Annotated in this window: 24 protein-coding genes and 2 pseudogenes; 22 read left to right on the forward strand and 4 right to left on the reverse strand. The window is 52.3% G+C overall.

Translation table 11 applies throughout. The features are described 5' to 3' along the window. Positions 1–79 precede the first annotated feature (79 nt). A pseudogene (locus tag ETC05_RS17790) lies at positions 80–297 on the reverse strand (LysE family transporter); the annotation flags it as partial. Positions 298–663: 366 nt separating this feature from the next. On the opposite strand from ETC05_RS17790, the gene ETC05_RS05970 reads away from it, so the two are divergent. The 9 genes and pseudogenes from ETC05_RS05970 (at position 664) to ETC05_RS06010 (ending at position 5491) form a co-directional block, all read left to right on the forward strand. Then, positions 664–1029 (forward strand): YidH family protein, encoded by a 366-nt coding sequence (locus ETC05_RS05970; RefSeq protein WP_031408889.1) that lies wholly within the window; start codon positions 664–666, stop codon positions 1027–1029. Positions 1030–1138: 109 nt separating this feature from the next. Further along, a complete protein-coding gene (locus tag ETC05_RS05975; RefSeq protein WP_171660581.1) occupies positions 1139–1534 on the forward strand; it encodes a rhodanese-like domain-containing protein in 396 nt (131 codons plus the stop codon). Next, on the forward strand, positions 1501–1761 hold the full coding sequence (locus tag ETC05_RS05980) for a metal-sensitive transcriptional regulator (RefSeq protein WP_031408893.1): 261 nt from the start codon (positions 1501–1503) through the stop codon (positions 1759–1761). The genes ETC05_RS05975 and ETC05_RS05980 overlap by 34 nt, the downstream gene beginning before the upstream one ends. 102 nt (positions 1762–1863) lie before the next feature. After that, positions 1864–2091 carry a sulfurtransferase TusA family protein gene (locus ETC05_RS05985; protein WP_031408895.1) on the forward strand — a complete coding sequence of 76 codons (228 nt, stop codon included), beginning with the start codon at positions 1864–1866 and terminating at the stop codon, positions 2089–2091. 50 nt (positions 2092–2141) lie between these two features. Next, positions 2142–2624 carry a DsrE/DsrF/DrsH-like family protein gene (locus ETC05_RS05990; RefSeq protein ID WP_171660582.1) on the forward strand — a complete coding sequence of 161 codons (483 nt, stop codon included), beginning with the start codon at positions 2142–2144 and terminating at the stop codon, positions 2622–2624. Between the two features lie 90 nt (positions 2625–2714). Beyond that, a pseudogene (locus ETC05_RS05995) lies at positions 2715–2843 on the forward strand (rhodanese-like domain-containing protein); the annotation flags it as partial. A 36-nt stretch (positions 2844–2879) separates the two neighbouring features. Then, positions 2880–3449, forward strand: a complete 570-nt coding sequence (locus tag ETC05_RS06000) for a sulfurtransferase TusA family protein (protein ID WP_171660583.1) — start codon at positions 2880–2882, stop codon at positions 3447–3449. A 51-nt stretch (positions 3450–3500) separates the two neighbouring features. Further along, the gene (locus ETC05_RS06005; protein ID WP_171660584.1) at positions 3501–4637 is read left to right on the forward strand and encodes an MBL fold metallo-hydrolase; all 1137 of its coding nucleotides are present in this window, start codon (positions 3501–3503) and stop codon (positions 4635–4637) included. Between the two features lie 71 nt (positions 4638–4708). Further along, a complete protein-coding gene (locus ETC05_RS06010; protein WP_171660585.1) occupies positions 4709–5491 on the forward strand; it encodes a sulfite exporter TauE/SafE family protein in 783 nt (260 codons plus the stop codon). A 331-nt stretch (positions 5492–5822) separates the two neighbouring features. Here the strand turns inward: ETC05_RS06010 and desB are convergent, their stop codons facing one another. Continuing rightward, entirely contained in the window at positions 5823–6941 is a 1119-nt protein-coding gene (gene desB / locus ETC05_RS06015; protein WP_171660586.1) for a Delta(10) desaturase DesB, read from the reverse strand. A gap of 345 nt (positions 6942–7286) precedes the next feature. Next, positions 7287–7700 (reverse strand): EamA family transporter, encoded by a 414-nt coding sequence (locus ETC05_RS06020; RefSeq protein ID WP_031408908.1) that lies wholly within the window; start codon positions 7698–7700, stop codon positions 7287–7289. 187 nt (positions 7701–7887) lie between these two features. On the opposite strand from ETC05_RS06020, the gene ETC05_RS06025 reads away from it, so the two are divergent. From ETC05_RS06025 to ETC05_RS06070, 10 genes are all read left to right on the forward strand, one after another. Next, the gene (locus tag ETC05_RS06025) at positions 7888–8748 is read left to right on the forward strand and encodes a Cof-type HAD-IIB family hydrolase (protein ID WP_031408910.1); all 861 of its coding nucleotides are present in this window, start codon (positions 7888–7890) and stop codon (positions 8746–8748) included. A gap of 680 nt (positions 8749–9428) precedes the next feature. Beyond that, positions 9429–10823: a hypothetical protein gene (locus ETC05_RS06030; RefSeq protein WP_171660587.1), complete on the forward strand. Its 1395-nt coding sequence runs from the start codon at positions 9429–9431 to the stop codon at positions 10821–10823. Positions 10824–11108: 285 nt separating this feature from the next. Beyond that, on the forward strand, positions 11109–11951 hold the full coding sequence (locus tag ETC05_RS06035) for a citryl-CoA lyase (protein ID WP_031408914.1): 843 nt from the start codon (positions 11109–11111) through the stop codon (positions 11949–11951). A 3-nt stretch (positions 11952–11954) separates the two neighbouring features. Then, the gene (locus tag ETC05_RS06040) at positions 11955–13388 is read left to right on the forward strand and encodes an aldehyde dehydrogenase family protein (RefSeq protein ID WP_171660588.1); all 1434 of its coding nucleotides are present in this window, start codon (positions 11955–11957) and stop codon (positions 13386–13388) included. An 18-nt stretch (positions 13389–13406) separates the two neighbouring features. After that, positions 13407–14405 (forward strand): zinc-dependent alcohol dehydrogenase, encoded by a 999-nt coding sequence (locus ETC05_RS06045; protein ID WP_171660589.1) that lies wholly within the window; start codon positions 13407–13409, stop codon positions 14403–14405. Then, the gene (locus ETC05_RS06050) at positions 14402–16165 is read left to right on the forward strand and encodes a thiamine pyrophosphate-binding protein (RefSeq protein ID WP_031408921.1); all 1764 of its coding nucleotides are present in this window, start codon (positions 14402–14404) and stop codon (positions 16163–16165) included. Before ETC05_RS06045 ends, ETC05_RS06050 begins: the two co-directional genes overlap by 4 nt. Before the next feature lie 30 nt (positions 16166–16195). Beyond that, positions 16196–17032 carry a sugar phosphate isomerase/epimerase family protein gene (locus ETC05_RS06055; RefSeq protein ID WP_168368650.1) on the forward strand — a complete coding sequence of 279 codons (837 nt, stop codon included), beginning with the start codon at positions 16196–16198 and terminating at the stop codon, positions 17030–17032. Between the two features lie 260 nt (positions 17033–17292). Then, on the forward strand, positions 17293–18309 hold the full coding sequence (locus ETC05_RS06060; RefSeq protein ID WP_171660590.1) for a TRAP transporter substrate-binding protein: 1017 nt from the start codon (positions 17293–17295) through the stop codon (positions 18307–18309). Between the two features lie 84 nt (positions 18310–18393). Next, a complete protein-coding gene (locus ETC05_RS06065; RefSeq protein WP_031408928.1) occupies positions 18394–18978 on the forward strand; it encodes a TRAP transporter small permease in 585 nt (194 codons plus the stop codon). Then, positions 18979–20262 carry a TRAP transporter large permease subunit gene (locus tag ETC05_RS06070; RefSeq protein ID WP_171660591.1) on the forward strand — a complete coding sequence of 428 codons (1284 nt, stop codon included), beginning with the start codon at positions 18979–18981 and terminating at the stop codon, positions 20260–20262. Positions 20263–20365: 103 nt separating this feature from the next. Here the strand turns inward: ETC05_RS06070 and ETC05_RS06075 are convergent, their stop codons facing one another. Beyond that, positions 20366–21682, reverse strand: coding sequence for an MFS transporter (locus ETC05_RS06075; RefSeq protein WP_171660592.1), 1317 nt, complete (start codon positions 21680–21682; stop codon positions 20366–20368). Between the two features lie 520 nt (positions 21683–22202). On the opposite strand from ETC05_RS06075, the gene ETC05_RS06080 reads away from it, so the two are divergent. The 3 genes from ETC05_RS06080 to ETC05_RS06090 are packed head-to-tail and all read left to right on the forward strand — an operon-like array spanning position 22203 to position 24974. After that, entirely contained in the window at positions 22203–22961 is a 759-nt protein-coding gene (locus ETC05_RS06080) for an IclR family transcriptional regulator (RefSeq protein ID WP_031408933.1), read from the forward strand. 13 nt (positions 22962–22974) lie between these two features. Further along, complete coding sequence (gene aroD, locus ETC05_RS06085) at positions 22975–23748, forward strand: type I 3-dehydroquinate dehydratase (protein WP_031408935.1); 774 nt, start codon at positions 22975–22977, stop codon at positions 23746–23748. A 26-nt stretch (positions 23749–23774) separates the two neighbouring features. Further along, on the forward strand, positions 23775–24974 hold the full coding sequence (locus tag ETC05_RS06090) for a CaiB/BaiF CoA transferase family protein (RefSeq protein ID WP_171660593.1): 1200 nt from the start codon (positions 23775–23777) through the stop codon (positions 24972–24974). Positions 24975–25033: the final 59 nt, after the last annotated feature.

A 25033-nucleotide genomic window follows, 5' to 3' on the forward strand; every position in this document is an offset into this window, starting at 1 on the left:
CCCTTTTCATCTATACGCCCCTGGAAGGAATGCGGCTTTTGCTCTTTTGGATGCGAAACAGAGGCCAGTGTCTGGCGGGGACAGCGCCAATGTACTTGAGCAGCGAAAACAGCAGCGCGGATTTCATAATCATCGCCGAAATCCCAAGGGCGGCCGCCAACGCATGGATCGACAAGGCGCAACAAACGCCGAGCGTGGTTTTCATCCCGCCTTTTTCCCTATGGAAATGGTGTTTTTCGTCACAATCGCCGTATCCGGACCAGGCAAAACGATGAGAAAAGCGGATAAGAATAACAAAGGAAGGAAAGATGAATCAACGCGAATCGCCGCCTTTCCAAACAGGCTGCGGTCAGAATCGTCTCACAACAATGATTATATCGTCAGATTGTTTTTGTGCTGGGACGTGGAAAATGCCGCTTTTCCCTCCGCAAACGGTTGGGGCAAGACCATTGACAACCTATTGAATCGCTAGTTAATATACCTATAGGGGTAGATGTGTACGAAAAACGCTGTTTCAGTTGCCCCTAGATTGTAAAGCATGTTGGATGTCAAAGCCATCCATCTGGGTGAACTCGCTTATTCCGCCGGCTGATGGATGGGGGAAGGTGAGGATTCGTTGGCCGATCAGGCGGCAGAAAGGCAAGAAGGCGGGGGAGAAAAGAGATGAAGGAGGAAAAACAACCGACAGAGGATTCCAAATATATTCAGCAACATTTGGCGAACGAGCGGACGTTTCTCGCCTGGATTCGCACGTCGATCGCGGTGGTCGGGATCGCGTTTTTGGTCATCCATTTGCATGAAAAGTCAACGAGCAGTGCATTGTCTACGGCGATTGTCCAATGGATCGGAGCGTTGGCGGTCGTGATTTCGATCTGCACCATTATTTTTTCTACCGTCAGTTATGCGATAAAGGCAAAACAAATTAATGAACAGACATTCCGACCGTCACGGCCCTTAATCTGGTTTTTAGCGTCTTTGTTGCTGTTGATTACGGGGTTGTTCGGTTACTATTTTTTGAGCTTGCTTTAGCAACGACACTGTATGGGGAACAAAGGTTTTGGAAATAGATGTTTGTTGGACATATACCATGCGGGGCATATCATCGCCTTGCATAGGTGAAGAAGAGGAGGGTGAGCTGTTGATCGGGAGCAGTTTGTTGCTGATTTTTCTGATTGTGTTCGTCGTGGCGCTGTATCGACGCTACGGTTCGGTAAAAGGTGTTTTGTGTCTTCCGGTCGATCAAGTGCCGAACCGCTTGCTTATTGTCGATTTGCGTGATTATAATGAAGTCAATGGCCCTATGTTTCGGCACGCACTGCATATTCCCGTTGCCTATATCAAACGGCAGCTGCCGTCCATTCCGCGGCAGCCATTGCATGTGATCGCCCAAGATGCGGTCGAAAAAAATATCGGCATTCGGTTGCTGCGCAGCTACGGTTATGAGGTGAAAAGCTACTCAATCGCGGCTTGTGATTGTCAAGAAAGGGGGCGAACGAGCCGGTGGAATATAACAAAGAAATCAAAAACCGCTTAAAACGGATTGAAGGACAAATTAAAGGCATCCTTGGCATGATGGAACAAGGCAAAGACTGCAAGAGCGTCGTTTCCCAGCTATCGGCGGCGCGCAATGCCATTGACCGCGCCATTGCGGTGATCGTCAGCACCAATTTGGAACATTGTCTGCGGGAAAGCATGGAAAAAGGAGAAAGCACAGACCATCTTGTCAAAGAAGCAGTGGAGTTGCTTGTGAAAAGCCGTTAATACGTTGCTCAACAAAAAGTGTTGACAACGTTCTTTTTCTCATGGTAATATACCTATAGGGGTAATGGTAATAAAATTTCTGGTGTGAAGGAGGTCATCATCATGAACGTCGCAAAAGTATTGGATGCAAAAGGATTGGCTTGCCCGATGCCGGTGGTGAGGGCGAAAAAAGCGATAGACGAATTGCAATCAGGTCAAGTGCTCGAGGTGCACACGACCGATAAAGGGGCGAAAAACGACTTGCCTGCATGGGCGAAAGCGAGCGGCCATACGGTGCTTGATGTGAAAGAAGACAATGGTGTGTTGATGTTCTGGATTCAAAAAGGATAATTTTCACCTTTTTATATACCCACACAGGTATAAGGAGAGGAGGTAGCAAGATGACACAGCCGAAGAAAAAGACAACGATCATTTTGTTCAGCGGCGACTATGATAAGGCGATGGCGGCTTACATCATCGCCAACGGCGCTGCGGCTTATGATCATGACGTGACGATTTTCCACACGTTTTGGGGGCTGAATGCCTTGCGGAAAGAGGCGCCCGTTCCGGTGCAAAAAGGGTTTCTTGAAAAGATGTTCGCCAAAATGATGCCGCGCGGCGCCGACCGCATGGGACTGTCGCGCATGAATTTTGCCGGCATCGGCCCGAAGCTGATCAAAAAGGTGATCAAAAAGCATAACGCCATGTCGCTTCCGCAGTTGATCGAGATGGCGAAAGAACAGGGTGTGAAGCTTGTCGCCTGTCAAATGACGGTCGATTTGCTTGGACTGAAGCCGGAAGAATTGATTGACGGCATTGAGTTTGCGGGGGTGGCTGCCTATTTGGCCGATGCTTCGGAAGGAAATGTGAACTTATTTATTTAAAATGAGGGAATGGTATGTCGCAAACCATCATCAACATCATTTTGTTTCTTTTGCCTGCTTCGTTGCTCGCCGGCCGCTTCATTCTGCCGAAAAGAATATATTCTTGTCTGCCGTTCCGGCGGACGGAGCGGCCGCGCGGCGGAGTTTCTTGACAGCCGCGGTTGCCGCGTCGTCAACATGACAGGCGGCATGCTGGCCTGGGAAGGGCCGATCGAATAAACCGGTCGAATAAACCATCAAGGAGGGAATTTGTCAATGATTAAAGTCGATATGACGGTAGACGCGAAAGGATTGTCCTGTCCGATGCCGATTGTCCGCACGAAAAAGGCCATCGGTGAGCTGCAGCCAGGCCAAGTGCTGGAAGTGCAAGCGACGGATAAGGGCTCCAAAGCCGATATTAAAGCATGGGCGGAAAGCACAGGGCATCAATATGTAGGAACGATTGAAGAAAATGGGGTGTTGAAACATTATATCCGCAAGTCAGCGGAACATGAAACACGCAAAGAAATGACATTTCCTCATGTCGTATCGAATGAACAACTGCAAGAAAAACTTCACGATCCGGATTCGTTTGTCTTGGATGTCCGCGAACCGGCGGAGTATGCGTTTGGCCATATTCCGGGTGCGGTCTCGATTCCACTTGGGGAGCTCGAGAATCGGATGGCTGAGCTTCCGAAAGACAAAACGATTTACGTCGTGTGCCGCACAGGGACGCGGAGCGATTTGGCCGCGCAAAAGCTGGCCGAAAACGGATTTGACCGTGTGCGCAACGTTGTTCCAGGCATGTCGCAATGGAACGGGCCGCTTGATTCCGCTCAATCGTAATAGAGCGGCCTTTTTCAACAATCAAATATACATCGGGGGGTATATGATAAGATGGTGAAAGAAATGACCGTACAACAAATGACGGAAAAGGTGTTAAACAAAGCATCGTTGTTCATCTTGGATGTTCGCAATGAAAGTGATTTTCGCGATTGGAAAATCGAAGGGGAAAACTTCGCGTATTTGAACGTGCCGTATTTCGAATTGATTGACGGCGTGGATTCGATTGTCGACCGTCTTCCGAAAGACCAAGACATCGTCGTCGTGTGTGCGAAGGGCGGATCGGCGGCGTTTGTCGCTGAGCAGCTGGCAGAAGCCGGGTTTGACAACGTGTATACGCTCGCCGGCGGGATGCAGGCGTGGAGCGAGCATCTCCATCAAGCGAAGGTATACGAAGATGATCAATTGAAAATTTACCAATTCATCCGCGTCGGCAAAGGATGCCTGTCGTATATGGTCATCTCAGGAAGCGAAGCGCTTGTCGTCGATCCATTGCGGTTTGTCGATGTGTATGAACAAGTGGCCAAACAAGAAGGGGTAACGATCACGCATATCGTGGATTCGCACTTGCATGCCGATCATTTGTCCGGCGGCAAAGCGCTGGCTGAACGAACGGAAGCAGCGTACTACTTGATGAAAAGCGAAGGGGCGGTATTCGATTTCGAGCCGCTTGAACAACATGAAACGATCGACTTTGAAAACGTTCATCTTGAAGTGCTGGCGGTGAAAACGCCAGGGCATACGCCAGGCAGCGTCTCGTTCTTCGTCAACGGCAAATGGCTGTTCTCGGGTGACACCATCTTTGTCGGTGGTCTCGGACGCCCGGACCTTGGCGGCAAAGTGGCCGAATGGGCGGAAGATTTGTATCACACCGTATATGAAAAAGTGGCAGCCATGGCTGATGATGTCATCGTTTTGCCGGCGCACTACGCGAACTTAGACGAAGAAATCAACGCCGAGGGGTATGTCGGCGATACGCTAGGCCGCATCCGCGCCCGCAATGAGATGATGCAAAACAAACCGAAAGACGAATTCATCGATCTCGTCATCCAAAGCGCCAAAACGGAAACCCCGCCGAACTTCGAAGACATTGTCGCCATCAACCGCGGTCTCAAAACGGTGGATATCGAAACACAACGAGAGCTTGAGATCGGCCCGAACCGCTGCGCGCTGCATCATACTCATGCCTAAAGAAGCGGCACAGATTAGCAAGGGACGGGGGCGTGCCCCGTCCTTTTTGAAAACAAAAGGGGGGATGGTCAATGGGTGTTTCGCTCGCATTTCTCATTGTCATCTTTTTAATCGGTTTTGTCGGTTCGTTTATTTCTGGGATGGTGGGGATCGGTGGATCGATTATTAAATATCCGATGCTGTTATACCTCCCGCCGTTGTTTGGGCTGGCGGCGTTCAGCGCCCATGAAGTGTCCGGCATTAGTGCCGTGCAAGTGTTTTTCGCCACGATCGGCGGTGTGTGGGCGTATCGAAAAAGCGGCTATTTGAACAAATCGCTCATTCTCTATATGGGCGTAAGTATTCTTGTCGGCAGTTTCGTCGGCGGCTATGGTTCGAAGTTGATGAGCGAGGGAGCGATTAACGTTGTTTACGGCATCTTGGCCGCGTTGGCGGCGATCATGATGTTTGTGCCGAAAAAAGGGATCGATGACATCCCGCTTGATCAAGTGACGTTCAACAAATGGCTGGCGGCCGCTTTGGCGTTTCTGATCGGCGTCGGGTCCGGCATCGTCGGGGCGGCGGGGGCGTTTTTGCTTGTGCCCGTCATGCTCGTTGTCTTGAAAATTCCGACGCGCATGACGATCGCCACGTCGTTGGCCGTTACATTCATTTCCTCGATCGGCTCGACGTTCGGGAAAATCGCCACCGGCCAAGTCGATTACGTTCCAGCATTCATCATGGTCATCGCGAGCTTGCTTGCCTCACCGCTCGGGGCAAAAGCCGGACAAAAGATGAATACGAAAGTGCTGCAAGTGATCTTGGCAGTATTGATTTTGGCGACAGCGGTGAAAATTTGGGTGGATATTTTATGAGTGGATCGATAGACGACGAAAAATGATATGTGTGAAGGCGAAAACGGATCATGTTTCGCCCGGCAAACGAACTCGTTCATGGTTGGACCGGCTGCGTGATGTGAGCAAGCGGGAAAAAGGAAGGAGGAGGTTCACCAAGCGGTGAGCCCCCTCTTTTTCACTGCCTATCTGTATCCGCTCCGCCAAGAAAACGTGTCTCTCGGCCGCATGCCACGGTCGTTTCGCCTTGTTGCGGATCGGCTTGCGCCCGCCAGCGCTTTCCCCTGCGGCGGATGCAGCGGCATCGGGCGCTAATCATTCCGTTGATGATGCAACGTTTGGTGCGTCATGTTTATGCCTTGCCCGCTCCGGACGCGTTTTTCCATTTTGTCTTCCGCGTCGCCGGCGATGCTTCGGCGTCTTCTTCCCGCCTGCGGGGCACGATCTCATCGGGATCGAGTCCGTTGCCAAGCGTGCCGTACACATGACCTTGCTTTGGTTCGATGAGCTCATTGTGCTCGTAGTAGACGCGCGGCGTTTTCCAAAGCGCGGCCAGCGCTTTGGTCATCGGCATCTCGTGGTAGCGGTCCGGCCACATCCGTTTGATCTGCTCTTTCACGAGCGGATAGTATTTTGAGCTCATCGCCGGAAAAAGATGATGTTCGGTATGATACGAGAAATGGAAGTGGAGAACATCCACCCACTTCGGCACGGTGACCGACAAGCTGTTCGCCAACGGGTCGTTGACCGGCACCAATGGATTGAGGCGGTGGTTGGTCGAAATGTAGCCCATGACGATCATGTTGGCGACAAGCAGCGGAAGCAAAAAGGCGAACAGCCACTTTTCCCAGCCGATCAGCCATAACAACCCGATCCAGGTCGTCCACGGCAAGAGAAATTGACATAGGACAACGATGCGATTTTTCCAGCGGAAGTCTTGCCAAAACGAAACGAGCATCCGAATCGAGTGGACGGTAAACATCACCGACAAGGAGGCAAACGCGAAACTAGCGCGAACTGGGAACGGAATGCGGTAAACCCAGCGAAGCAGGCGGCTTTTCGCCAATTGTTCCATGCTTGGCCAGGCGTCAGGGTCTTTTTCTTCATGTTGGGTATGCACATGGTGGGTGGCGTTATGCCATTTTCGCCATAGCTTCGGCCCGGTGCATAGCGGCCAAAAGGCGAGCGCCCCGAGAAGATCGCGCAGCCACGGCGTTTTGACGACCGTGCCGTGCAAAATTTCATGGCCTAAAAATCCTAGCGCCGCAAAACTGAAACCGAGCACAATGGAAATGAGGAGGTTCCATACAGGATGGAAGTCGAAAAGGGACACAGCGAGGATGCCGCCAGTGACCACCAGCAAATAAGCCAAACCTCCCAACAGACGGGATCTCACAGGCTGAAACGCTTTTTTCGGCAAATGCGGGGAAATTTTCGCCGCATACCAGCCGAACGGGTGAAAATCATTCATTCAAAAATCTCCTTCCACATCACTCTTCGCTCGATGTGCCGCGCGATCATGCAAGCGCGGGTTCATCGCCGCGATCATTCATTGAATGAAGGTGATCAAATGCCGAGTGGCTTTTCATCATAGTGAAGACCATCATATCATCTTTTCCCTCGTCCTGTCTATAAAAAAGCGAAAAAATTGTGGCGCGTGCCAGGCAGAGAGAGGGAATGATGCGTGGCGCCGTCAAACGGCGGGCTCGTTCGCGGAGCTCGGGAGGGGGCGGAGAGGAGGGCTAGGGCGCATCGTTCCCCTGATGGCCGGCTGGCAGCCGAGAGGGAAGACAAGGCGCCCGCTGAGACGGACGGGCTACAACATCATCAGCAACGTCCCCGCGGTGATGAGCAGCACCCCGATCACGACCTTCGCGGAGAGCGGTTCACCGAGAAACATCGCCGCAAACAAAATCGTCAGCACCAAGCTCGATTTGTCAATGGCCGAAACGCGGGACACATCACCGATTTGGATCGCTTTGTAAAAACAAAGCCACGACAATCCGGTCGCCGCCCCGGACAAACATAAAAACCACCAGCTCTTGGGAGAGATCGATTTGATGCCATGGTGGGCGCCGGTCAACCACACGATGGCCCAGGCGAGCACAAGCACGACCGCAGTGCGAATGGCGGTCGCCAAGTGAGAATTGACGTTTTCAATCCCGATTTTCGCCAGCACCGACGTCAGCGCCGCAAACACCGCCGCCAACAAGGCGTAAACGATCCACATGGGCATCCCTTCGCTTTCATTGAGAATTTTTTTCATCTATTATACTATGAAAAGCGGGAAGATTTCACGTTTTTGCCATCGTTTTGTTATAATAGGGGAGCGCCTATGAGGACGGCTCTAGTGGAAAGCGAGCTGCTGGTTTACGGGCCGCGGTGTGGAGAACAGCGAAAGAGAGAGGGATGGATCTATGCTTATTGCCTTAGATATGGATGGAACGCTGTTGAACGGGGAGGGAAAAATCAGCGAACCAAATCGGCAAGCGATCGCAGCCGCACAAGCGCAAGGCCATATCGTAGCCGTCGTCACCGGCCGGGCGCGCAAAGACGCACTCGCCCCGCTTCGCGAGGTGGGGCTCGTCTGCCCGATCGCCAGCTTAAACGGGGCGATCGTCACGCTCGAAGACGGCACTGTCATCAGCGAGGCGCCGCTTGAGCGGGCGACGGTCCGCCCAGTGCTTGAGTGGGTGCGCGAACAGGCGGACTTGTATTGTGAGACGTACACGGGCGATGCGGTCTATGTCGGCTTGCATAACCGCGCTCAGTGGGAAGCGCTCGCTTCGGAGATGGCTGAGGCGGCGCCAGAGGTGAAATGGCTCGTGAACAAACAGTTCCAGCAGGCGCGGGTGACGTACGTCGACGACATCCGCACCGTGTGGGACGACCCGGCGCGGGTGATGTATAAGCTGCTGATTTTCGCCCTTGACCGCAAGCGGCTTCTTGATGCGGCGTCCCGTTTCGCCCCGCTCCCCGGCGTCACGGTCACCTCGTCGCATCCGCACAACATTGAGATGAACAACGAACGGGCGACGAAAGGGGAGGCGCTTAAGCAACTCGCCGCCCATTACGGCATCGATATGCGCGATACGGTCGTCTTTGGCGACAGCCATAACGACTTGTCGATGTTTGAGGTGGCGGGCTGCCGCGTCGCCATGGCCAACGCCGCCCCCGAATTGAAAGCGAATAGTGATTTCGTCACCCTCTCCCATGAGGAAGACGGCGTGGCGGTGGGGCTTGAGCGGGTATTGGCGCGGCAGGGAACAAGCCGATGACCTTCCTCAGCTGCACACCCCAAAACACCCGCAAAAACGGCAGGGGGGTGTGCAAGCCTCTTTTTCTTTCGATTCACGAAATATAGTATTGATAGATCAACAGTTTGAACGTTTGACAGATTCGGTCAGATGTACAAGTTGACATAACCACTTTTTATGTTTTGCAGGGGTGTGAGGGGTGTGCAAAATGGCCTCTTGCCGCCTTAGAAGGCTGGTGAAAAACAGCGATCGCCCCTAGCCGACGTCGGATGACGTGAAACGAGAAGCTGATGTCGCAAAGTTTCTCAATTTGAGAAACAAGGCGGTGAAGCAACCTGTTCCTTTTGTCACCATCCTTTTAGAGAATCAATGGTAAAATAAAGGTGCTGTTGAAAGTAGTGGGCCTCGCGGAGAGGATTGAAACAGGTTTACGTTGCTTTTCCTGACCTCGCTTGGTTTCACGTTGAAAGAATTGGTCCTTGCGGAGAGGACCTAAATCGGCCATCCCGCCGGATTGCTTGACAAAGGATGGGGCATTTTTCGGCGGTTTGGTCTATGGAACACCTAGGAAGGGCGATGTTGCCGTTTTCCTAGGTGTTTTTTGTTTGGAGGGAATGAACATGCGGGGGATGAAAGTGAGAAAAAGTCTGTCTTGTCTTGCGGAAGAAAGCCGGTTTATGATTGGAGAGAGGTGAGTGATCATGGAAGGAAGGAATCTAAAGCGCATGATTGGAACACTGCGGGTACCGTTGTATACAGCAGTGGTGGTGTTGTATGTCGTCGCTCAGTTTGTTGATGCAGTGGTGATCCGCTACGTGATGGGGGGTGCGGCTGTTTTGGCACTGGCCGTTTCGGCGTTTTACGTTCGGGGGGTGTATGCGGTGTCAGGGACCGTTTTTTTCGTGTTGGGGGTCAGTCTGTTTCTTTATTATGGCGATTCGTTGTCGACGTTTGTCCTTCATTTTGAGCGGGTGTTAGGGCTATTGGCGCTGTTTTTCGTTCTGCCGTTTATGAACACGCTCATTCGTGTCGGGCGGTATGATCAAAGTTTAAGCCAATGGCTGCAATGGAAAACAGGGCGTGCCGCATCGCTATATCGGCGCAGTTTCAGTGTCTGTCATTTGCTTGGACTGTTTTTAAATATTGCGACCATCCCGCTTCTTGTCCGTTCGTTGCGGGCAGCGCTGCAGAATTGGGACAGAGGGAAGGCCGAGACGTTTTACGTGCGGAATTTGTTGCGGGCGTATGCGCTTTGTCTAACATGGAGTCCGATGGAAGTGATGATCAGCACGACCATTGACTTCACCGGTGTGCGCTATTATGAGGTCGCGCTGTTTTTGTTGCTTTTAGCAGTGACGATGGCACTGATCGATTGGGGAGTGGCAGGTGTTTCGTATCGCAACGATCCGTTGGCTGACAATGGGGAGGCGAATGGGGAAACGGTTGGTTCGGTTGGCAAAAAAGCCACCCAGTTGCTTGCGGTGCTCGTCGTGTTTACGGTGTTCGTTTCCTTGTTGCAACACTGGCTTGGCAAAGGCTTTTTGTTTTCGGTTGTTCTGTTGCTTGTTCCGTTTTGTTTCGGGTGGGCGCTGCTCGCGCGTCGGTTGAAACGGTATGGGACGATGGCACTTCGTCATTGGAAAGAGAGAACGGAAGGACTGGCCAACTACTTTTTCATGTTTTTAGGAGCTGGGTTGTTTGTGGAGATGCTGTCCCGGTCCTCGCTCCTTGCCGTGCTCGAAGGATGGTTTCGCGCGGGGGCGGAGCATGCCGTCTGGTTGTATGTCATGATTGCCGCTTACTTTTTCGTTACATCGTTCGTTGGCTTCCATCCGCTAGTCAGTTTAACGCTGCTGATGCCGCTGTTAAAGCCCATTGTGACGCTCGTTCCGGCGGTGCCGCTGTCGATTGTGCTCATTTGTTGCAGCTTGTCCACGGTGATGTACAGTCCGTACAATATTTCCGTTTCGCTGTTGGCCGATGAGCTTGGTGTCAATCCGTACCGCGTCGGGAGATGGAATATCGGTTTTGCGATCGCTTATATGGCGGCAGGGATCGGTGTCGCGATGGTTGCTGAAATGTTAGTTCATCGTTGACAACGTTTTCAGTGGTGGATATAATGAAGATGAAGCTGCTGAATTTTTTGATAAGTTCCAATGGTTTGACGTTAGATCGATCCAAAAGAAAATAGATTTCACTTCGAGTGATCAAAGGGAGACAGGCGGGAGAGCAAGGGAAAGTAAGCTTGGCCCTTGTCTAGATCGATCTAATCGTCAGCAGCCGTTAGTTTAGATCGATCTAAATATAAGTTTCTGGCGTTTTTAGATCGATCTAATAGGCAGGTGGCTCGATCAACGCTCAGAAGGAGGGACAGCCTAGCCATGAAACAACGAAGCGCCCTCGATATGTATGCCGATGGGGCGGCATGGTGGGAAACGTCGATCAGCGACGTTCGCAAAAATGAAATTCTCGTTCGTGGTTATCCAATCGAAGAACTGATCGGCAACGTCTCGTATACGCAAATGCTTTATCTCCTATTATGCGGCGAGATATTGAGCGAGAAAAAAGCGAAGTTATGGGAAAGCGTCCTCGTCGCTGGGGCGGACCATGGTCCGCGCGCGCCATCAATTGCGGCAGCCCGCATGGCGGCGACGTGCGGTATTTCCTTTAACTCGTGCGTCGCGACCGGCATTAACGTGCTTGGCGATGTACACGGGGGAGCGGTGGAGAAAGCGATGGCGCTATTTTATGAAACGAACGGGCAGATTGAAGCTCGCGGTGGAGACGACGCGATCAGCACCGTGGTCAGTGAACGGTTTGAACAGTTTCGGCGCGAAGGGCGGAAGCTGCCTGGATTTGGCCACCAGCTTCATGACGATGATCCGCGCGTCAAGCGGCTGTACGCGTTGGCTGAGCGGCTTGTGGAAGAGGGAGAGATCAGCGGGCGATATTTAACGATCGCAGAAACGTATCGCTCCCAGCTCGAGAAGGCGAAAGGGAAAAAAATGACGATGAATATCGACGGGGTGGCGGCCGCGATCCAGTGTGAGCTCGGCGTGCCGGCTGCAGCGGCGAAAGGTGTGTTTGCTTTGTCGCGGGGAATGGGCATTGTCGCTCACGCGTTTGAAGAATGGCAAAACGGGGTGTTGATCAAAGGGCCGTGCCCGAACCGCAGCGATTTGGTCCGCTACACTGGGCCGGAGAGACGTCATTTTAAAAAGTAGGTGATGAACGTGAGAAAGGCGCAATTGTACATTAATGGAACATGGGTAGGAGACAACCGCGCGGTGGAGCCGGTGAAAAACCCGTATACAGGGGAAGTCATTGGTGAACAGCAACTGGCGACGCCCGACGATGTCGAAAACGCCTTAGCTGCGGCGTTTGCGGCGAAAAAAGAAGTAGCTCGCATTCCAGCTTATGAGCGGGCACGCATCTTAAAAAAGGCGTCGGCGCTGCTTGAGGAACGGAAAGAAACGTTTGCCCGCTATATTTCCGAAGAACTTGGAAAACCGCTGAAAAATACGTTGGATGAAGTGTCTCGTTCGATTGAAACGCTCGAACAGTCCGCGGAGGAAGCGAAACGGCTGTTTGGGGAAACGATCCCTGGCGATGCCTCGGCGCGCGGGACGAAGGCAGTGGCGCTCACCTTCCGCGTGCCAGTTGGTGTGGTGGCGGCGATTACGCCGTTTAACGCCCCACTGAACTTAATTTGCCATAAAATCGGTCCAGCCTTTGCGGCGGGCAACAGTGTCATTTTAAAACCGGCGCCGCAGACGCCGCTCATTGCGGCGGAATTGTTGAAGCTGATGCTTGAGGCCGGTCTTCCGCCGCGCGCCATCAACATGGTGCTTGGTGGTGCGGAAGTCGGGCAGCAAATCGTGAAAGATGACCGCGTCAATGTCATTTCGTTTACCGGCGGCGTGGTAGCGAGCCGCAACATCTGCGCGCTAGCTGGCATGAAAAAAGTATTGCTTGAACTTGGCGGCAATGCGGCGACGATTGTTCACGAAGATGCCGACCTCAAACGAGCCGCCGCGCTTTGCGCCAAAACCGGCTACAGCAACTCCGGGCAAAGCTGCATTTCTGTCCAGCGTATTTACGTACATGAGTCGGTCGTCGAGACGTTTACCGACTTGCTTAAACAGGAAGTCGAAGCGTTGAAAGTTGGTGATCCGCTCCTGCCGGACACCGATGTCGGCTGCATGGTCGATGAACGGGCGGCGGATCGGGTGATGGATTGGATCGATGAGGCCATCGCGGGCGGGGCGACGCTTGTCTGCGGTGGAAAACGGCGCGGGGCGACGGTCGAGCCGACAGTGCTCTTTAACCCGCCGAAGCGAAGCAAAGTCGTTTGTGAGGAAGTGTTCGGCCCGGTCGTCAGCGTTATCCCGTACCGGACGATTGACGAAGCGATTGCGGAAACCAACGATTCTTCGTTTGGCTTGCAAGCGGGGCTGTTTACGAATCGAATGGATGTTGTTTATCAAGTCGCCGAAGCGTTGGAAGTCGGTGGGGTCGTTATTAACGGCACATCGAATTTCCGGTTGGATCACTGGCCGTACGGCGGCGTGAAAAATAGCGGCATCGGCCGCGAAGGCCCGCGGTATGCGATCGAAGAAATGACGGAAATGAAAATGATTGTATGGCAGTTTCCACAGTGATGATGGGTGGTGGACAACATGTTAGGGCTTTATGTCGCCAAGCCGAATGAGCTGGAATTGCGGCACCTCGATTCCATCCGTTCTCCGGTGGGGGATGAGGTGAAAATCAAGCTGATTTACGGGGGGATTTGCGGATCGGACCTCGGGGTGTTCAAAGGAAAACTCCCTCACGCGAACTATCCGGTCCGGGCCGGCCATGAGCTAGTCGGTGTCGTCGTGGAAAAAGGCGAACAGGCGGCGTATGACATCGGGACACGGATCGTTGTGTTGCCGAATACGTATTGCGGAACGTGCGACTTATGCCAAAAAGGGTTGACGAACATCTGCCGGCATAAACAATCGCTCGGCATTAACGTCGACGGTGGGTTTTCGCATGAGTTCGTCATCTCGTCGAAGTATGCGCTTCCTGTTCCTGATGATCTACCGGACGAAAAGGCCGTGCTCGTCGAGCCGTTTGCGGTTGTCGTGCATGCGTTGCAAAAGGTGAAAATCGAACAAGGGATGAAAGTAGCCATCATCGGCTGCGGCAATGAAGGGATGATGGCGGCGGTGTTAGCCCGCCATTTGGGAGCGGACGTGACGGCGATCGACATCAATCCGCTGAAACTCGAAACGGTGAAAGCGATGGCGGATATTCGCACGCTTGCGCCGAATGCACTGGCCAATGAATCGTTTGACGTGGTCATTGAAGCAGCGGGTACGCGCGAAGCGGTCGAACAGGCAGTGGAGCTCGTCGCCCCAGGCGGTCATCTTGTGTTGATCGGTTTTGCGAATGAAGCGACGTTCCCGGTCGTGCGCCTCGTTCGCAACGAAGTAACTGTGCATGGCTCGATCATCTATCGCTTCCCGGATGACTATGTGCAAGCGATTCATTATTTGCGGACGATGCCGTATCCGATCGAGCGGGTGATTTCGTGCATTTTCCCGGTCCGCGACTATCAGCAGGCGTATGACTTGGCGTCATCTGGAAATGCGGGCAAAGTGGTTTTAAGTTTTCAAGAGGAGGAAGAGCGATGAAAAAAGGGGTAGCCGAACAGTTAGTCCGGTATTTGGAAGACCGCGGTGTCACGCATATTTTCGGGCTTTGCGGCCATACGAATATCGCGGTGTTGGCGGCGCTTGAGCATAGTCCGATCAAGTTTGTCAACGTCCGCCATGAACAAATTGCTGCTCATATGGCGGATGGCTATGCGCGGGCGAAAAAAGAAACAGCCGTCGTATTATGCCATGTCGGCCCGGGGTTGACGAATGCGGCGACAGGGGTCGCCAATGCGGCGCTCGACTCCATTCCGATGGTCGTCATCGCCGGCGATGTGCCGAGCCATTATTATGGGAAACATCCGCACCAAGAAATCAACTTGCATGCGGATGCGTCGCAATATGAAATTTACCGCCCGTTTGTGAAGCGGGCATGGCGGGTCGACCGGCCGGATTTGTTCCCGGAAATTTTAGAAAAAGCGTTCCAGCTGGCGGAGAGCGGTCGTCCGGGTCCGGTGCTCGTCTCCGTACCGATGGATATTTTCTCAAAAGAGGTGGACGTGTCGCTGTTTGAAAAACAAAAGCGGCATACGAAAGCGTTGCATAAGCCGTCGATTGATGATGAAACAGCAAAACAAGTCATTGAAAACATCATGCAGGCAGAGCGTCCGCTTGTGTATGTTGGCGGTGGCATTATGCTTGCCGATGCCGCGGAAGAACTGAAAGCGTTTGTCGAACACTTTGACCTTCCTGTTGCTCACACGTTAATGGGGAAAGGAGCGATGCCGGATGACCATCCGCTGGCGCTGGGCATGAGCGGATTTTGGGGAACGAAATTTGTCAATGACATGTGCCGCAACGCCGATGTCATTTTGGCATTGGGGACGAGATTTTCCGAAGCCGATTGTAGCTCGTGGGAGTCGGAGTATACATTCAATATTCCGGAAACGAAACTCATTCATATTGACATCGATCCGAATGAAATCGGACGCAACTATCCGACGGAACTCGGTATTGTCGCCGATGTCAAGCAAGCGCTTACCGTGTTGAACCGCGTGGCCAAACAAGTCGTGCCGCAAGGGCGGTCGGACGAAGCGCTGAAAGAACGGATCGCCAGCTATAAGCAAGAGTTCCGGCAACAAAACGAACAGCATATTCGCGATGACAGCTATCCGATGCGTCCGGAACGCATTTTGCATGAAGTGCGGGAAGTGTTGCCAAGAGACGCCATCATTACAACGGATGTCGGTTGGAACAAAAACGGGGTCGGCCAACAGTTCCCGGCGTATGGAGCAGGGACGATTTTAACGCCAGGTGGCTATGCGACGATGGGCTTTGGCGCTCCGGCGGCGCTCGGGGCGAAAATCGCCTGCCCGGATCGCGTCGTCGTGTCGCTCGTTGGAGATGGCGGATTTGGGCAAAATCCGGCGGTGCTGGCGACAGCGGCTGAGGAAAACATCGCCGTTGTTTGGGTCATTATGAACAACTACGCTTTTGGCACGATCGCCGGACTGGAAAAAGCGCATTTTGGCACGACACACGGAACAGTCTTCCAAAAAGATGGCCAACCGTATTCGCCGGATTATGCGGCCATTGCCCGGGCGTACGGCATCGAAGGAGTGAAAATCCGCTCGGCGGAAGAGTTTAAACCAACGCTCGAGCGAGCCATCCAAGCGAACAAACCGTTTGTCATCGATGTGGAAATGATCAACGTCCCAACGCCGACATCTGGCCACTGGAACATTATGGATATCTATTCCCCGGGTAAGCGTGTTCACCATGTTGCGGTTGAGCGGTAATGAGGAACATTGAAGATTGGGGGGACGGATATGGCGAGAACCTTTTCATTGGCTCATCTAACGGTGCTCGGCTGCCCACCGCCGGAGATGACGCACATCGCTGCCCGAGCAGGATATGATTACGTCAGTTTCCGGATCATTTACATGGGGTTGCCCGGTGAGCCGAATTATGCGTTAGCCGAAAACCCGCAGCTGCTGCGGGAGACAAAGGAAGCGTTGCGGGAAACGGGAGTTAAGCTGTTGGATATCGAACTGGCCCGCATTGATGCCGATATTGACCCCAAACGGTATGAACCGGCCATGGAAGTGGCGGCTGAGCTTGGCGGCCGCCACGTCTTAAGCAGCATTTGGACGACCGACCGCAGCGTCTATATCGAACGGTTTGCTGAGTTGTGCGAGTTGGCAAAGCCATACGGGCTGACTGTTGATTTGGAGTACGTGCCGATTGCTGCTGTGACGAATTTGGCTGGGGTCATCGATGTATTAAATACGGTGAAACAAGACAATGCCGGAATCATGATCGATCTTCACCATTTCCATCGCGCGGGAGATTCGCCGGAAGCGTTAGAGAGCGTGCCGAGAGAATGGTTCCATTTTCTCCATCTTTGCGACGCTCCTGGCGAGATTCCAGCATCGAAAGAAGAGATGACGAGAATTCTCCGTGAAGAGCGGCTGTATATTGGGGAAGGCGGGATTGATATCGCCGATATTGTTCGCCGTATGCCGGAAATTCCTTGTTCGATCGAGCTGCCGAATATCCAGCGGGTAAAGGAATGGGGCTATGAAGAACATGCACGACGTTGCCTGCAGTCGGCAAAAGAGTATTTTGCCCGCCATTTTACGGAACAAAGCGACCTGTCGGCGTGATCGACAAACAAAAGCTTGGCAGCGCTTCCTACAGGGAAGGCTGCCATACACACAAGTTTAGTTATCTGAAAATTTAATATATAAATAAATGCTTCATTCATTTGGTTGTTTCCCGCATAGCCGACCGCGGTCGAGAGGGAACACAACGGTTTGCGGCAGAGCAGGAATGCGGGTTCAACATACAAGGCGTACAGCCGATGGATCCATTCGGCTGTATCGACCAGCTTACATTGAAAGAAGAAATAAAGGGGGAAAAGTGAATGAAAAAGATGTTGGTATTGTTCGTTGCTTGCCTGTTGGTTTTTGCGGGGTGTTCATCAAAATCGGAGACACAAGGGGGCGGCGCGGCGAAAAAAGCAGAACCAAAAGTCATGAAGATGGCCGTTGCGACATCGAAAGACCGTTCACTGACAAAGGGATTGTACAAGTTTGCTGAAATCGTAGAAAAAGAGACAAACGGATCGATTAAAGTGGAAGTGTACCCGGACGGACAACTTGGAGGAGACTTAGCCGTATTTGAAGCGCTGAAGATGGGAACGATTCAAGGATCAACGATGTCGACAGGCCCGATCGCTTCCTTTGCGCCGCGCCTTGGGGTGTTAGATCTTCCCTTTTTATTCAAAGATCGAGAAACCGCTTACAAAGTACTGGATGGGGAAATTGGACAAGAATTGCTAAAAGATTTGCCTGCTACCGGAGTGATTGGCCTGAACTATTGGGAAAACGGGTTCCGTCATTTGACGAACAATAAACGGGAAATCAAAAGCGTGGACGATATTAAAGGATTGAAAATCCGAACGTTGGAAAATGACCTGCATATTGACTTGTGGAAAGAGTTGGGAGCCACTCCAGTGCCGATGGCCTTTACGGAGCTGTTCACTGCTTTGGAACAACACGTGGTGGACGGTCAAGAAAATCCGGTCGGAAATGTCGCGATCAACAAGTTTTACGAAGTGCAAAAATATTTGACGAAAACTGGGCATGTGTACAATGCGAGCCCACTGCTCATCAGCAAAAAGTTTTGGGATACGTTGACGGACAAAGAAAAAGACGTGATCACGAAAGCGGCGGAAGAAGCAAGAGATTACCAGCGTCAATTGAATAAAGAAGAAGACGACAAAATGTTCGACTATTTAAAACAGCAAGGAATGGTCATTACCGAACTATCTGAAACAGAAAAACAAAAATTTATTGACAAAGTGCAACCGGTCTATAAAAAATATGCGCCGAAGTTCGGTGAAGATTTAGTGAACCAACTGCTTGAAGCAGGAAAATAACAGAATGGCACAACGGCTCTTAAGGGGAAATGCCCCTTAAGAGTCATTCCATTCTTTGATGACAGACTTTAGGGGAGGAACACAATGAAAAGGATCGGAGCCGTTCTGGAGAAGACGCTCAATGCATTGATGGCGCTATGTCTCGCTTTGATGTCTATTCTTGTTTTCGGCAACGTTGTGTTGCGCTACGGATTTAACTCTGGCATTACGTGGTCGGAAGAAATGTCCCGCTTCCTCTTTATTTGGATGTCGTTTTTCGGGGCCATTGGCGCGTTAAAAGACAACGACCACTTAGGCGTTGACACGCTGCTTAGGAAGCTGCCGTCTAGCGCCAAACGCATCGTCTTTGTCATTAGCAACGCGATCGTACTTTATGTGCTCTATTTGCTTTTTGATGGAAGCTGGAAGATGACAATCAGCGGCTTGGAAAGCAAAGCCCCAGCGACTGGGCTGCCGATGGCGTTCATTTATGGAACCGGGCTTGTCGTGAGCATCGGCATGGGCATCATCACTTTGTTTCATATGTATCAGGCGCTGTTTCGCCCCGGTGCGATTGATGAGCTGACGAGAATGAAAGAATCGGAAGATGAGATCATCACTGTCGCTCACAGTGAGGCAATAGAGCTGCCACACGAACGGAAACAGAGCGCCGCCGGAGGTGAGCGGTAGATGGCATTGGTGGTATTTGTCGGATCGCTGCTCGGCGTGATGGCGCTTGGGATGCCGATCGCGTTTGCCTTGCTCGTCAGCGGAGTCGCTCTTATGTTTTACTTGAATATTTTTGATACGCAAATCATCGCTCAAAACTTGATCAGCGGGGCGGACAGCTTTCCGCTCATGGCCATTCCGTTCTTTATTCTCGCCGGGGAGTTGATGAACGCCGGGGGCATTTCCAAGCGGATCATCCGCTTTGCCTTGGCGCTGGTTGGCCACATTCGTGGAGGGCTCGGGTATGTGGCGATCATCGCAAGCGTACTGTTCGCGGGGCTGTCAGGATCGGCGGTGGCTGACACGGCAGCGCTGGGCGCCATTTTGATCCCGATGATGGTCAACGCCGGATACAACCGCAACCGTTCGACAGGCCTCATTGCCGCGGGCGGCATCATTGCGCCAATCATTCCGCCGAGCATTCCGATGATCATTTTCGGGGTAACGAGCGGGGTATCGATCACCAAGCTGTTTATGGCCGGCATCGTTCCCGGAATTTTGCTTGGAATTACGTTGGCGGTGTGTTGGTGGTGGGTGACCCGAAGCGATCAAGTGGAAGTGCTTCCGCGTCAGTCGGCGAAAGAAATTTGGCGGGCGACCCGCGAGGCGTTTTGGGCGCTGTTGTTGCCGGCGATTATTGTCGGTGGGCTTCGCGGAGGGGTGTTTACGCCGACGGAGGCCGCAGTGGTGGCCGCGTTTTACGCCTTGTTTGTCGGTTTGTGTATTTATCGTGAACTGAAACTGAAAGACTTGTTCCACGTGCTCGTGGCCGCATCGAAAACGACGAGTGTCGTCATGTTTTTGGTGGCGGCGGCCATGGTGTCAGCGTGGTTGATCACTGTCGCCAATATTCCGGCCATTGTCACGGACGTGCTGGCGCCGTTTATCGATCATCCATTAGCGCTGCTGCTGGCCATTAACGCGTTGGTGCTGTTGGTCGGGACGGCGATGGATTTGACGCCGACCGTGCTCATTTTGACCCCGGTGTTAATGCCGATTATCGAAAAAGCCGGGATCGATCCAGTGTACTTTGGGGTGCTGTTTATTCTAAACAACTGCATTGGACTGCTCACTCCGCCGGTCGGCACGGTGTTAAACGTCGCCTGTGGGGTGGCGAAAATCAACATGGAAGACATTATGAAAGGGGTTTGGCCATTTTTGCTTGCCGAAACGATTCTCTTGCTTTTGTTGATTTTCTTCCCGTCTCTCGTCACCGTGCCGCTCGGATGGTTTACGGGGCATTGAACCGGATCGATTTCGCATTGAGGTGGGGCAAAGCTTTGTTCACTGCAAAGCGGCAGCATGAAAAGACGCCTTCGCTAGTTGGACGAAGGCGCTTCTTTTTTCGTTACCGCACTTTTATGTGCTTGATGTTTGTATTTTGCTTTGTTTCTGCTTCAGCCATCGGCTCAATTGGTTCTAAATCTGTCAACAGGAATAAATAGCTGAAAATGCCGGCAAGCAAAATGAGTGCGGCGACGAGAAACGCGTACATAAACGAGCCGGTCGCTTGAACAATAAAGCCCGTAACGATCGGCGCGACGATGGCCATCGAGTTGTTGCCGAACGTCAATAGACCGGTCAACGTTCCGATGGTGCCTGGCGGGGCAATAAACGTCGGAATGCTGTAGGCGATCGATGACGTGATAACTAAACCGCCGAGCGCAATGGAAATGCAAACAATGGCGATGTTCGGGTTTGTCGTAAAGGCGGCGCCGATGACGGATAGCCCGAGCAACATCCCGGCGACAAGAAACGTTTTTCGCACGCGCGTGGAGTTGCCTCCTTTGTGCACCAATCGGTCGATGAGCCATCCGCCGATCACGATTTCTGAAATCGTGCCGACGATCCACGGAATCGAAGCGTACCAGCCTGATTTTAGCACTGACATGTGCATTTCCGTTGCCAAATAGCCGGGAAGCCATGTGAGAAACAGAAACCACGAGTAGCCATACGCGGCAAACCCGATCAACGTCGCCCATACTTTTTTCTTTGTCAGCAAATACCGAAGCGTCTCCCAAACGTTGCTGGATGTTTCATCCGACTTTTGCGCTCCACCTTGGACAATGTAGTCATACTCTTCCTTGGACAGCCGTTTGTCTTCATGTGGCTCTCGGTACATCGTCCAGAAGATGACAGCGTAAATCAGGCTGAGCACCGCGGTCGTATAAAACCCAGCTCGCCATCCCCATTCAGTGATGATCCAGGCGATGATCGGGGTGCCAATGGCGTTTGAGAGCTTCGACTGGGCGTCGTAAAGAGAAATCGCGGTAGCCCGCTCATGGCGCGGAAACCATTGGCCGACCGCTTTAGCGGCGGAAGGGAAATACGGTGCTTCCCCAACTCCTAATAATACGCGTGACAAAATGACAAGCCCTTGGCCGCTGGCGATGGCGGTGAGGAAACAGGCAACCGTCCAAATGATCGTTCCGACACGCGTCACCCATTTAACACCAATTTTATCAAGGATGACACCAGCTGGGATTTGCAAAATGGCGTACGACCAGGCAAAGGCAGACAACAAAATGCCGATCTGTCCGGGCGTGAGGCCGAATTCTTTGGACAGCGGCTGAATGCCGACGGACATATTGATGCGGTCAAAATAGTTGATAATGACTCCTAAGGCGATCAAGAATGCTATCGCCCAACGGCGTTTGTTCTTCATTACCTGCTCACCACCCTTGTTTTGATGAGAGAAAACGCATACAGTGTTAGACCGAAAAAATAGCGTGGTTTAATCCGCCATCGCATTGGGACATTCCGTCATTTATCAAACGCTTGGCTTGCCGATGTTCACTTATCATTCGCCCCCTTCCTTGTTCCATTGTATGTAACTCATTTTCTTTTAACGGAACCCTTGAGTGGATTATAACAAAATTCGTTTTCTTTTGTCCATCATTTGTTAAAAAATTTGGACTGTTTATGTTAATGCATTCAGATCATGGACGGACATTGGGCTAAAAACGGCTTGCGTTCTGCGGCTGGATAGTTGAATAGGAGAGATGAATGAGAATGGGACGCCCTGTTCCTTGGGGACGGCTTGCGGTTGTCTTTGAAAGCGAAAAAGAAGGAAACGAAAAAACTTGAATGACGTGGAGCAAAGATGCTAAAATGGGAGTAAGGTTCCACTGAAAGAAATTAAATTCCGTTAAACGGAACTTAGGGAAGCGAGGGAGACGAACAAGTTGAAGGAGGAAAAGAAACACGAGGCAGGCTTACGAACGGTGCAGAGGGCCATTGATATCTTGTATTGTTTTACCCTCGAGGAGCAAGAGCTATCACTCACGGAAATTGCGAAAAAAATTTCGCTCGCCAAATCGACGACGACGCGCTTGCTCGCCACACTTGAACAAAACCGCCTGATCGTCAAAGACCCGGAGACGTTGAAGTATCGACTCGGTCAAGGGTTGTATTATTTAGGACATATTGCCGGCAAGTCCATCGAAGTAAGAGAAATCGCCAAACCGGTAATGGAACGTCTGCGCGATGAGACACGGGAGACGGTGAACTTGTATGTGCTCGAACAAGACGCCCGCGTTTGCATCGAACAGTGCGAGGGGCTTCAAGCGCTGCGCCATATGGTAAAAATCGGCGAACGGCTGCCGCTTTGGGCGGGAGCGGGGGGAAAAGTGCTGTTGGCGTATCAATCTCCTTCGTTTCAGGAGCGCATTTTGGCCCAAGTGCCGGCGAAGGAGCGAAGGACTCGTTTAACCGCTGAGCTGGAGATGATCCGGCAGCGCGGCTCTGCCTCAAGTATTGATGAGCGAGAGGTCGGTTCGGCGGCGGTCGCCGCCCCGATTTTCAACATTCACGGAGAAGTAAATGCCTGCCTATCGATCTCAGGACCGACGCACCGTTTTACGCCGGAGACGATCGGCTGGTTTGAATCGCTAGTCAAAGAGGGAGCCCAAACGATTTCAGAAAAGCTAGGTTACCGTCAGTAAGGGGGAGATCAATATGGCTATTTCAAAAGGCGCGATCAACGTGCGCAACATATCCATCGGGGGTGAAGAGCCGTGCATTTGCGCTCCGGTTGTGGGGGTGGACGCCGAGCAAGTGTTAGCTGAGACAAGGCAAATCAGCGCGAAAAAACCGCATCTCATCGAGTGGAGAGCCGACTTTTTTAACGGTATCCATGATGATCGTCAAGTGGTAGCGACGGCGAAACAGATGCGGACGATCGCCGGAGAGATTCCGATTTTGTTCACGGTCCGCTCCGAGCGCGAAGGGGGAAGACCGATTCCGTTGACGGAAGAGGAAAAAATACGACTGTTTGAAACGGTGTGCCAAAGCGGAGCGATCGATTTGCTTGATTACGAGCTCGTCCATGAGCCGTATGTGGCCACTGTACGCCAGCTTTCCCGCCAATACGGGGTGCGGCTCATTTTGTCCTACCATAATTTTGACTTCACTCCGGCCAAAGAAGAGCTCGTAGCCAAAATGCGCCAGGCCGGGAAATATGGCGCTGATATCGCCAAAGTGGCGGTGATGCCGAAATCGCTGCAAGATGTGCTTGTATTATTGCAAGCGACGGAGGAAGCGCGGCAGGAGCTGCCGATTCCGCTGATTACGATGTCGATGGGGGGGCTGGGTGCCATTACCCGCTTGGCCGGAGGGCTGTTTGGCTCGGCAGTGACGTTTGCGGTTGGCCAGCAAAGTTCGGCCCCGGGGCAAATTCCAATTGAGGAAGTCAAGGACGTCTTATCGGTCATCATGAAATATAGCCAATGAATGAGAATTTGAGGGAGGAGAAGCCAATGGGACGTTTGCCGTTAGAAGGTGTCAAAGTGCTTGATGTTTCGACGATGATCGCCGCACCGTTTGGCGCGGTATTGCTCGGCGACTTTGGCGCTGACGTCATTAAAGTGGAGTTGCCGGGAAAAGGTGATACGCTGCGCCATGTCGGGCCGTTTAAGGATGGCGAGCCGCTTCGCTGGCCAGGGCTGGCACGTAATAAGAAATCGCTCACCCTTGATTTGCGCAAAGAAGAAGGAATGAGCATTTTCAAGCAACTCGTCCGCCATGTTGACATCGTCATTGAAAACTTCCGCCCTGGCACGTTGGAAAAATGGGGCGGCGGATATGAGGAGCTGAAACGGATCAATCCGAAGCTGGTGATGATCCGCGTCTCCGGTTACGGCCAAACGGGGCCGTTTCGGGAAAAAGCCGGGTTTGGCACACCGGCGACGGCATTCAGCGGGTTTACGTACTTGCAAGGGTATCCAGACCGCCCGCCGGTCAGCCCGTCTTTTTCGTTGACAGACTACATCACCGGCATTTACGTGGCGTTTGCGGCGGTGACCGCCATTTACTACCGTGATGTTCATCCGGACGGGGAAGGACAGATGGTTGATATCGCTCTTTACGAATCAGTATTCCGCATGATGGAATTTTTAATTGCCGAATACGACCAATTGGGCAAGGTGCGCGAGCGGTCGCCGGGATTGTCGGGACATTCGAGTCCAGCCGGCACGTTTATGACGGAGGACGGGCATTGGGTCGTGCTCGTCGCAAGCACCGATTCGACGTTTGAACGGTTGGCAAAGGCGATGGGCAGAGAAGATTTATTGACGCACGAGAAGTTTTGCACCAATGCACGGCGCCTCGCCCATCATGAAGAAACGAACGGGATCGTTGCCGACTGGATTCGTTCCAAACCGCGCGACGAACTGCTCCGGATTTTGGACGAACACGGGGTGCCGGTCAGTCCGATTTTAAGCATCAAAGATATTTTCGAGCATCCGCATTATCAGGCGCGGGAAAATATTATCGAAGTGGCTCATCCGCGTCTTGGCAAGATTAAAGTGCCTGGAATTGTTCCAAAATTCGAAAAAACGCCGGGCTCGGTGCGTCAGCTTGCGCCAGACTTGGGGGAGCATACGCAAGAAATTTTGCAAAGCATGCTCGGTATGTCTGAGGAAGACATTCGGCGACTGAAAGAAAAAGAGATTATCTAAGCGGGGTGGCACGTCCCGTCTATTCCCGGCATCTCATTTGGAGATGGCGGGCTTTTTTG

The sequence above is a fragment of the Geobacillus sp. BMUD genome, assembly GCF_013096845.1.
GTDB lineage: Bacteria > Bacillota > Bacilli > Bacillales > Anoxybacillaceae > Geobacillus > Geobacillus vulcani.

Coding starts and splice junctions, on each gene's coding strand:
- ETC05_RS06020 (WP_031408908.1), bottom strand. CDS start 7,700: ATGTGGATCGTTTACGCCTTGTTGGCGGCGGTGTTTGCGGCGCTGACG.
- ETC05_RS06075 (WP_171660592.1), bottom strand. CDS start 21,682: ATGAAGAACAAACGCCGTTGGGCGATAGCATTCTTGATCGCCTTAGGA.
- ETC05_RS06070 (WP_171660591.1), top strand. CDS start 18,979: ATGGCATTGGTGGTATTTGTCGGATCGCTGCTCGGCGTGATGGCGCTT.
- ETC05_RS06035 (WP_031408914.1), top strand. CDS start 11,109: ATGAAACAACGAAGCGCCCTCGATATGTATGCCGATGGGGCGGCATGG.
- ETC05_RS06005 (WP_171660584.1), top strand. CDS start 3,501: ATGGTGAAAGAAATGACCGTACAACAAATGACGGAAAAGGTGTTAAAC.
- ETC05_RS06000 (WP_171660583.1), top strand. CDS start 2,880: ATGATTAAAGTCGATATGACGGTAGACGCGAAAGGATTGTCCTGTCCG.
- ETC05_RS06050 (WP_031408921.1), top strand. CDS start 14,402: ATGAAAAAAGGGGTAGCCGAACAGTTAGTCCGGTATTTGGAAGACCGC.
- ETC05_RS06040 (WP_171660588.1), top strand. CDS start 11,955: ATGAACGTGAGAAAGGCGCAATTGTACATTAATGGAACATGGGTAGGA.
- ETC05_RS05985 (WP_031408895.1), top strand. CDS start 1,864: ATGAACGTCGCAAAAGTATTGGATGCAAAAGGATTGGCTTGCCCGATG.
- ETC05_RS06090 (WP_171660593.1), top strand. CDS start 23,775: ATGGGACGTTTGCCGTTAGAAGGTGTCAAAGTGCTTGATGTTTCGACG.
- ETC05_RS05970 (WP_031408889.1), top strand. CDS start 664: ATGAAGGAGGAAAAACAACCGACAGAGGATTCCAAATATATTCAGCAA.
- aroD (WP_031408935.1), top strand. CDS start 22,975: ATGGCTATTTCAAAAGGCGCGATCAACGTGCGCAACATATCCATCGGG.
- ETC05_RS06060 (WP_171660590.1), top strand. CDS start 17,293: ATGAAAAAGATGTTGGTATTGTTCGTTGCTTGCCTGTTGGTTTTTGCG.
- ETC05_RS06045 (WP_171660589.1), top strand. CDS start 13,407: ATGTTAGGGCTTTATGTCGCCAAGCCGAATGAGCTGGAATTGCGGCAC.
- ETC05_RS06010 (WP_171660585.1), top strand. CDS start 4,709: ATGGGTGTTTCGCTCGCATTTCTCATTGTCATCTTTTTAATCGGTTTT.
- ETC05_RS06065 (WP_031408928.1), top strand. CDS start 18,394: ATGAAAAGGATCGGAGCCGTTCTGGAGAAGACGCTCAATGCATTGATG.
- ETC05_RS05990 (WP_171660582.1), top strand. CDS start 2,142: ATGACACAGCCGAAGAAAAAGACAACGATCATTTTGTTCAGCGGCGAC.
- ETC05_RS06055 (WP_168368650.1), top strand. CDS start 16,196: ATGGCGAGAACCTTTTCATTGGCTCATCTAACGGTGCTCGGCTGCCCA.
- ETC05_RS06025 (WP_031408910.1), top strand. CDS start 7,888: ATGCTTATTGCCTTAGATATGGATGGAACGCTGTTGAACGGGGAGGGA.
- ETC05_RS06030 (WP_171660587.1), top strand. CDS start 9,429: ATGGAAGGAAGGAATCTAAAGCGCATGATTGGAACACTGCGGGTACCG.
- desB (WP_171660586.1), bottom strand. CDS start 6,941: ATGAATGATTTTCACCCGTTCGGCTGGTATGCGGCGAAAATTTCCCCG.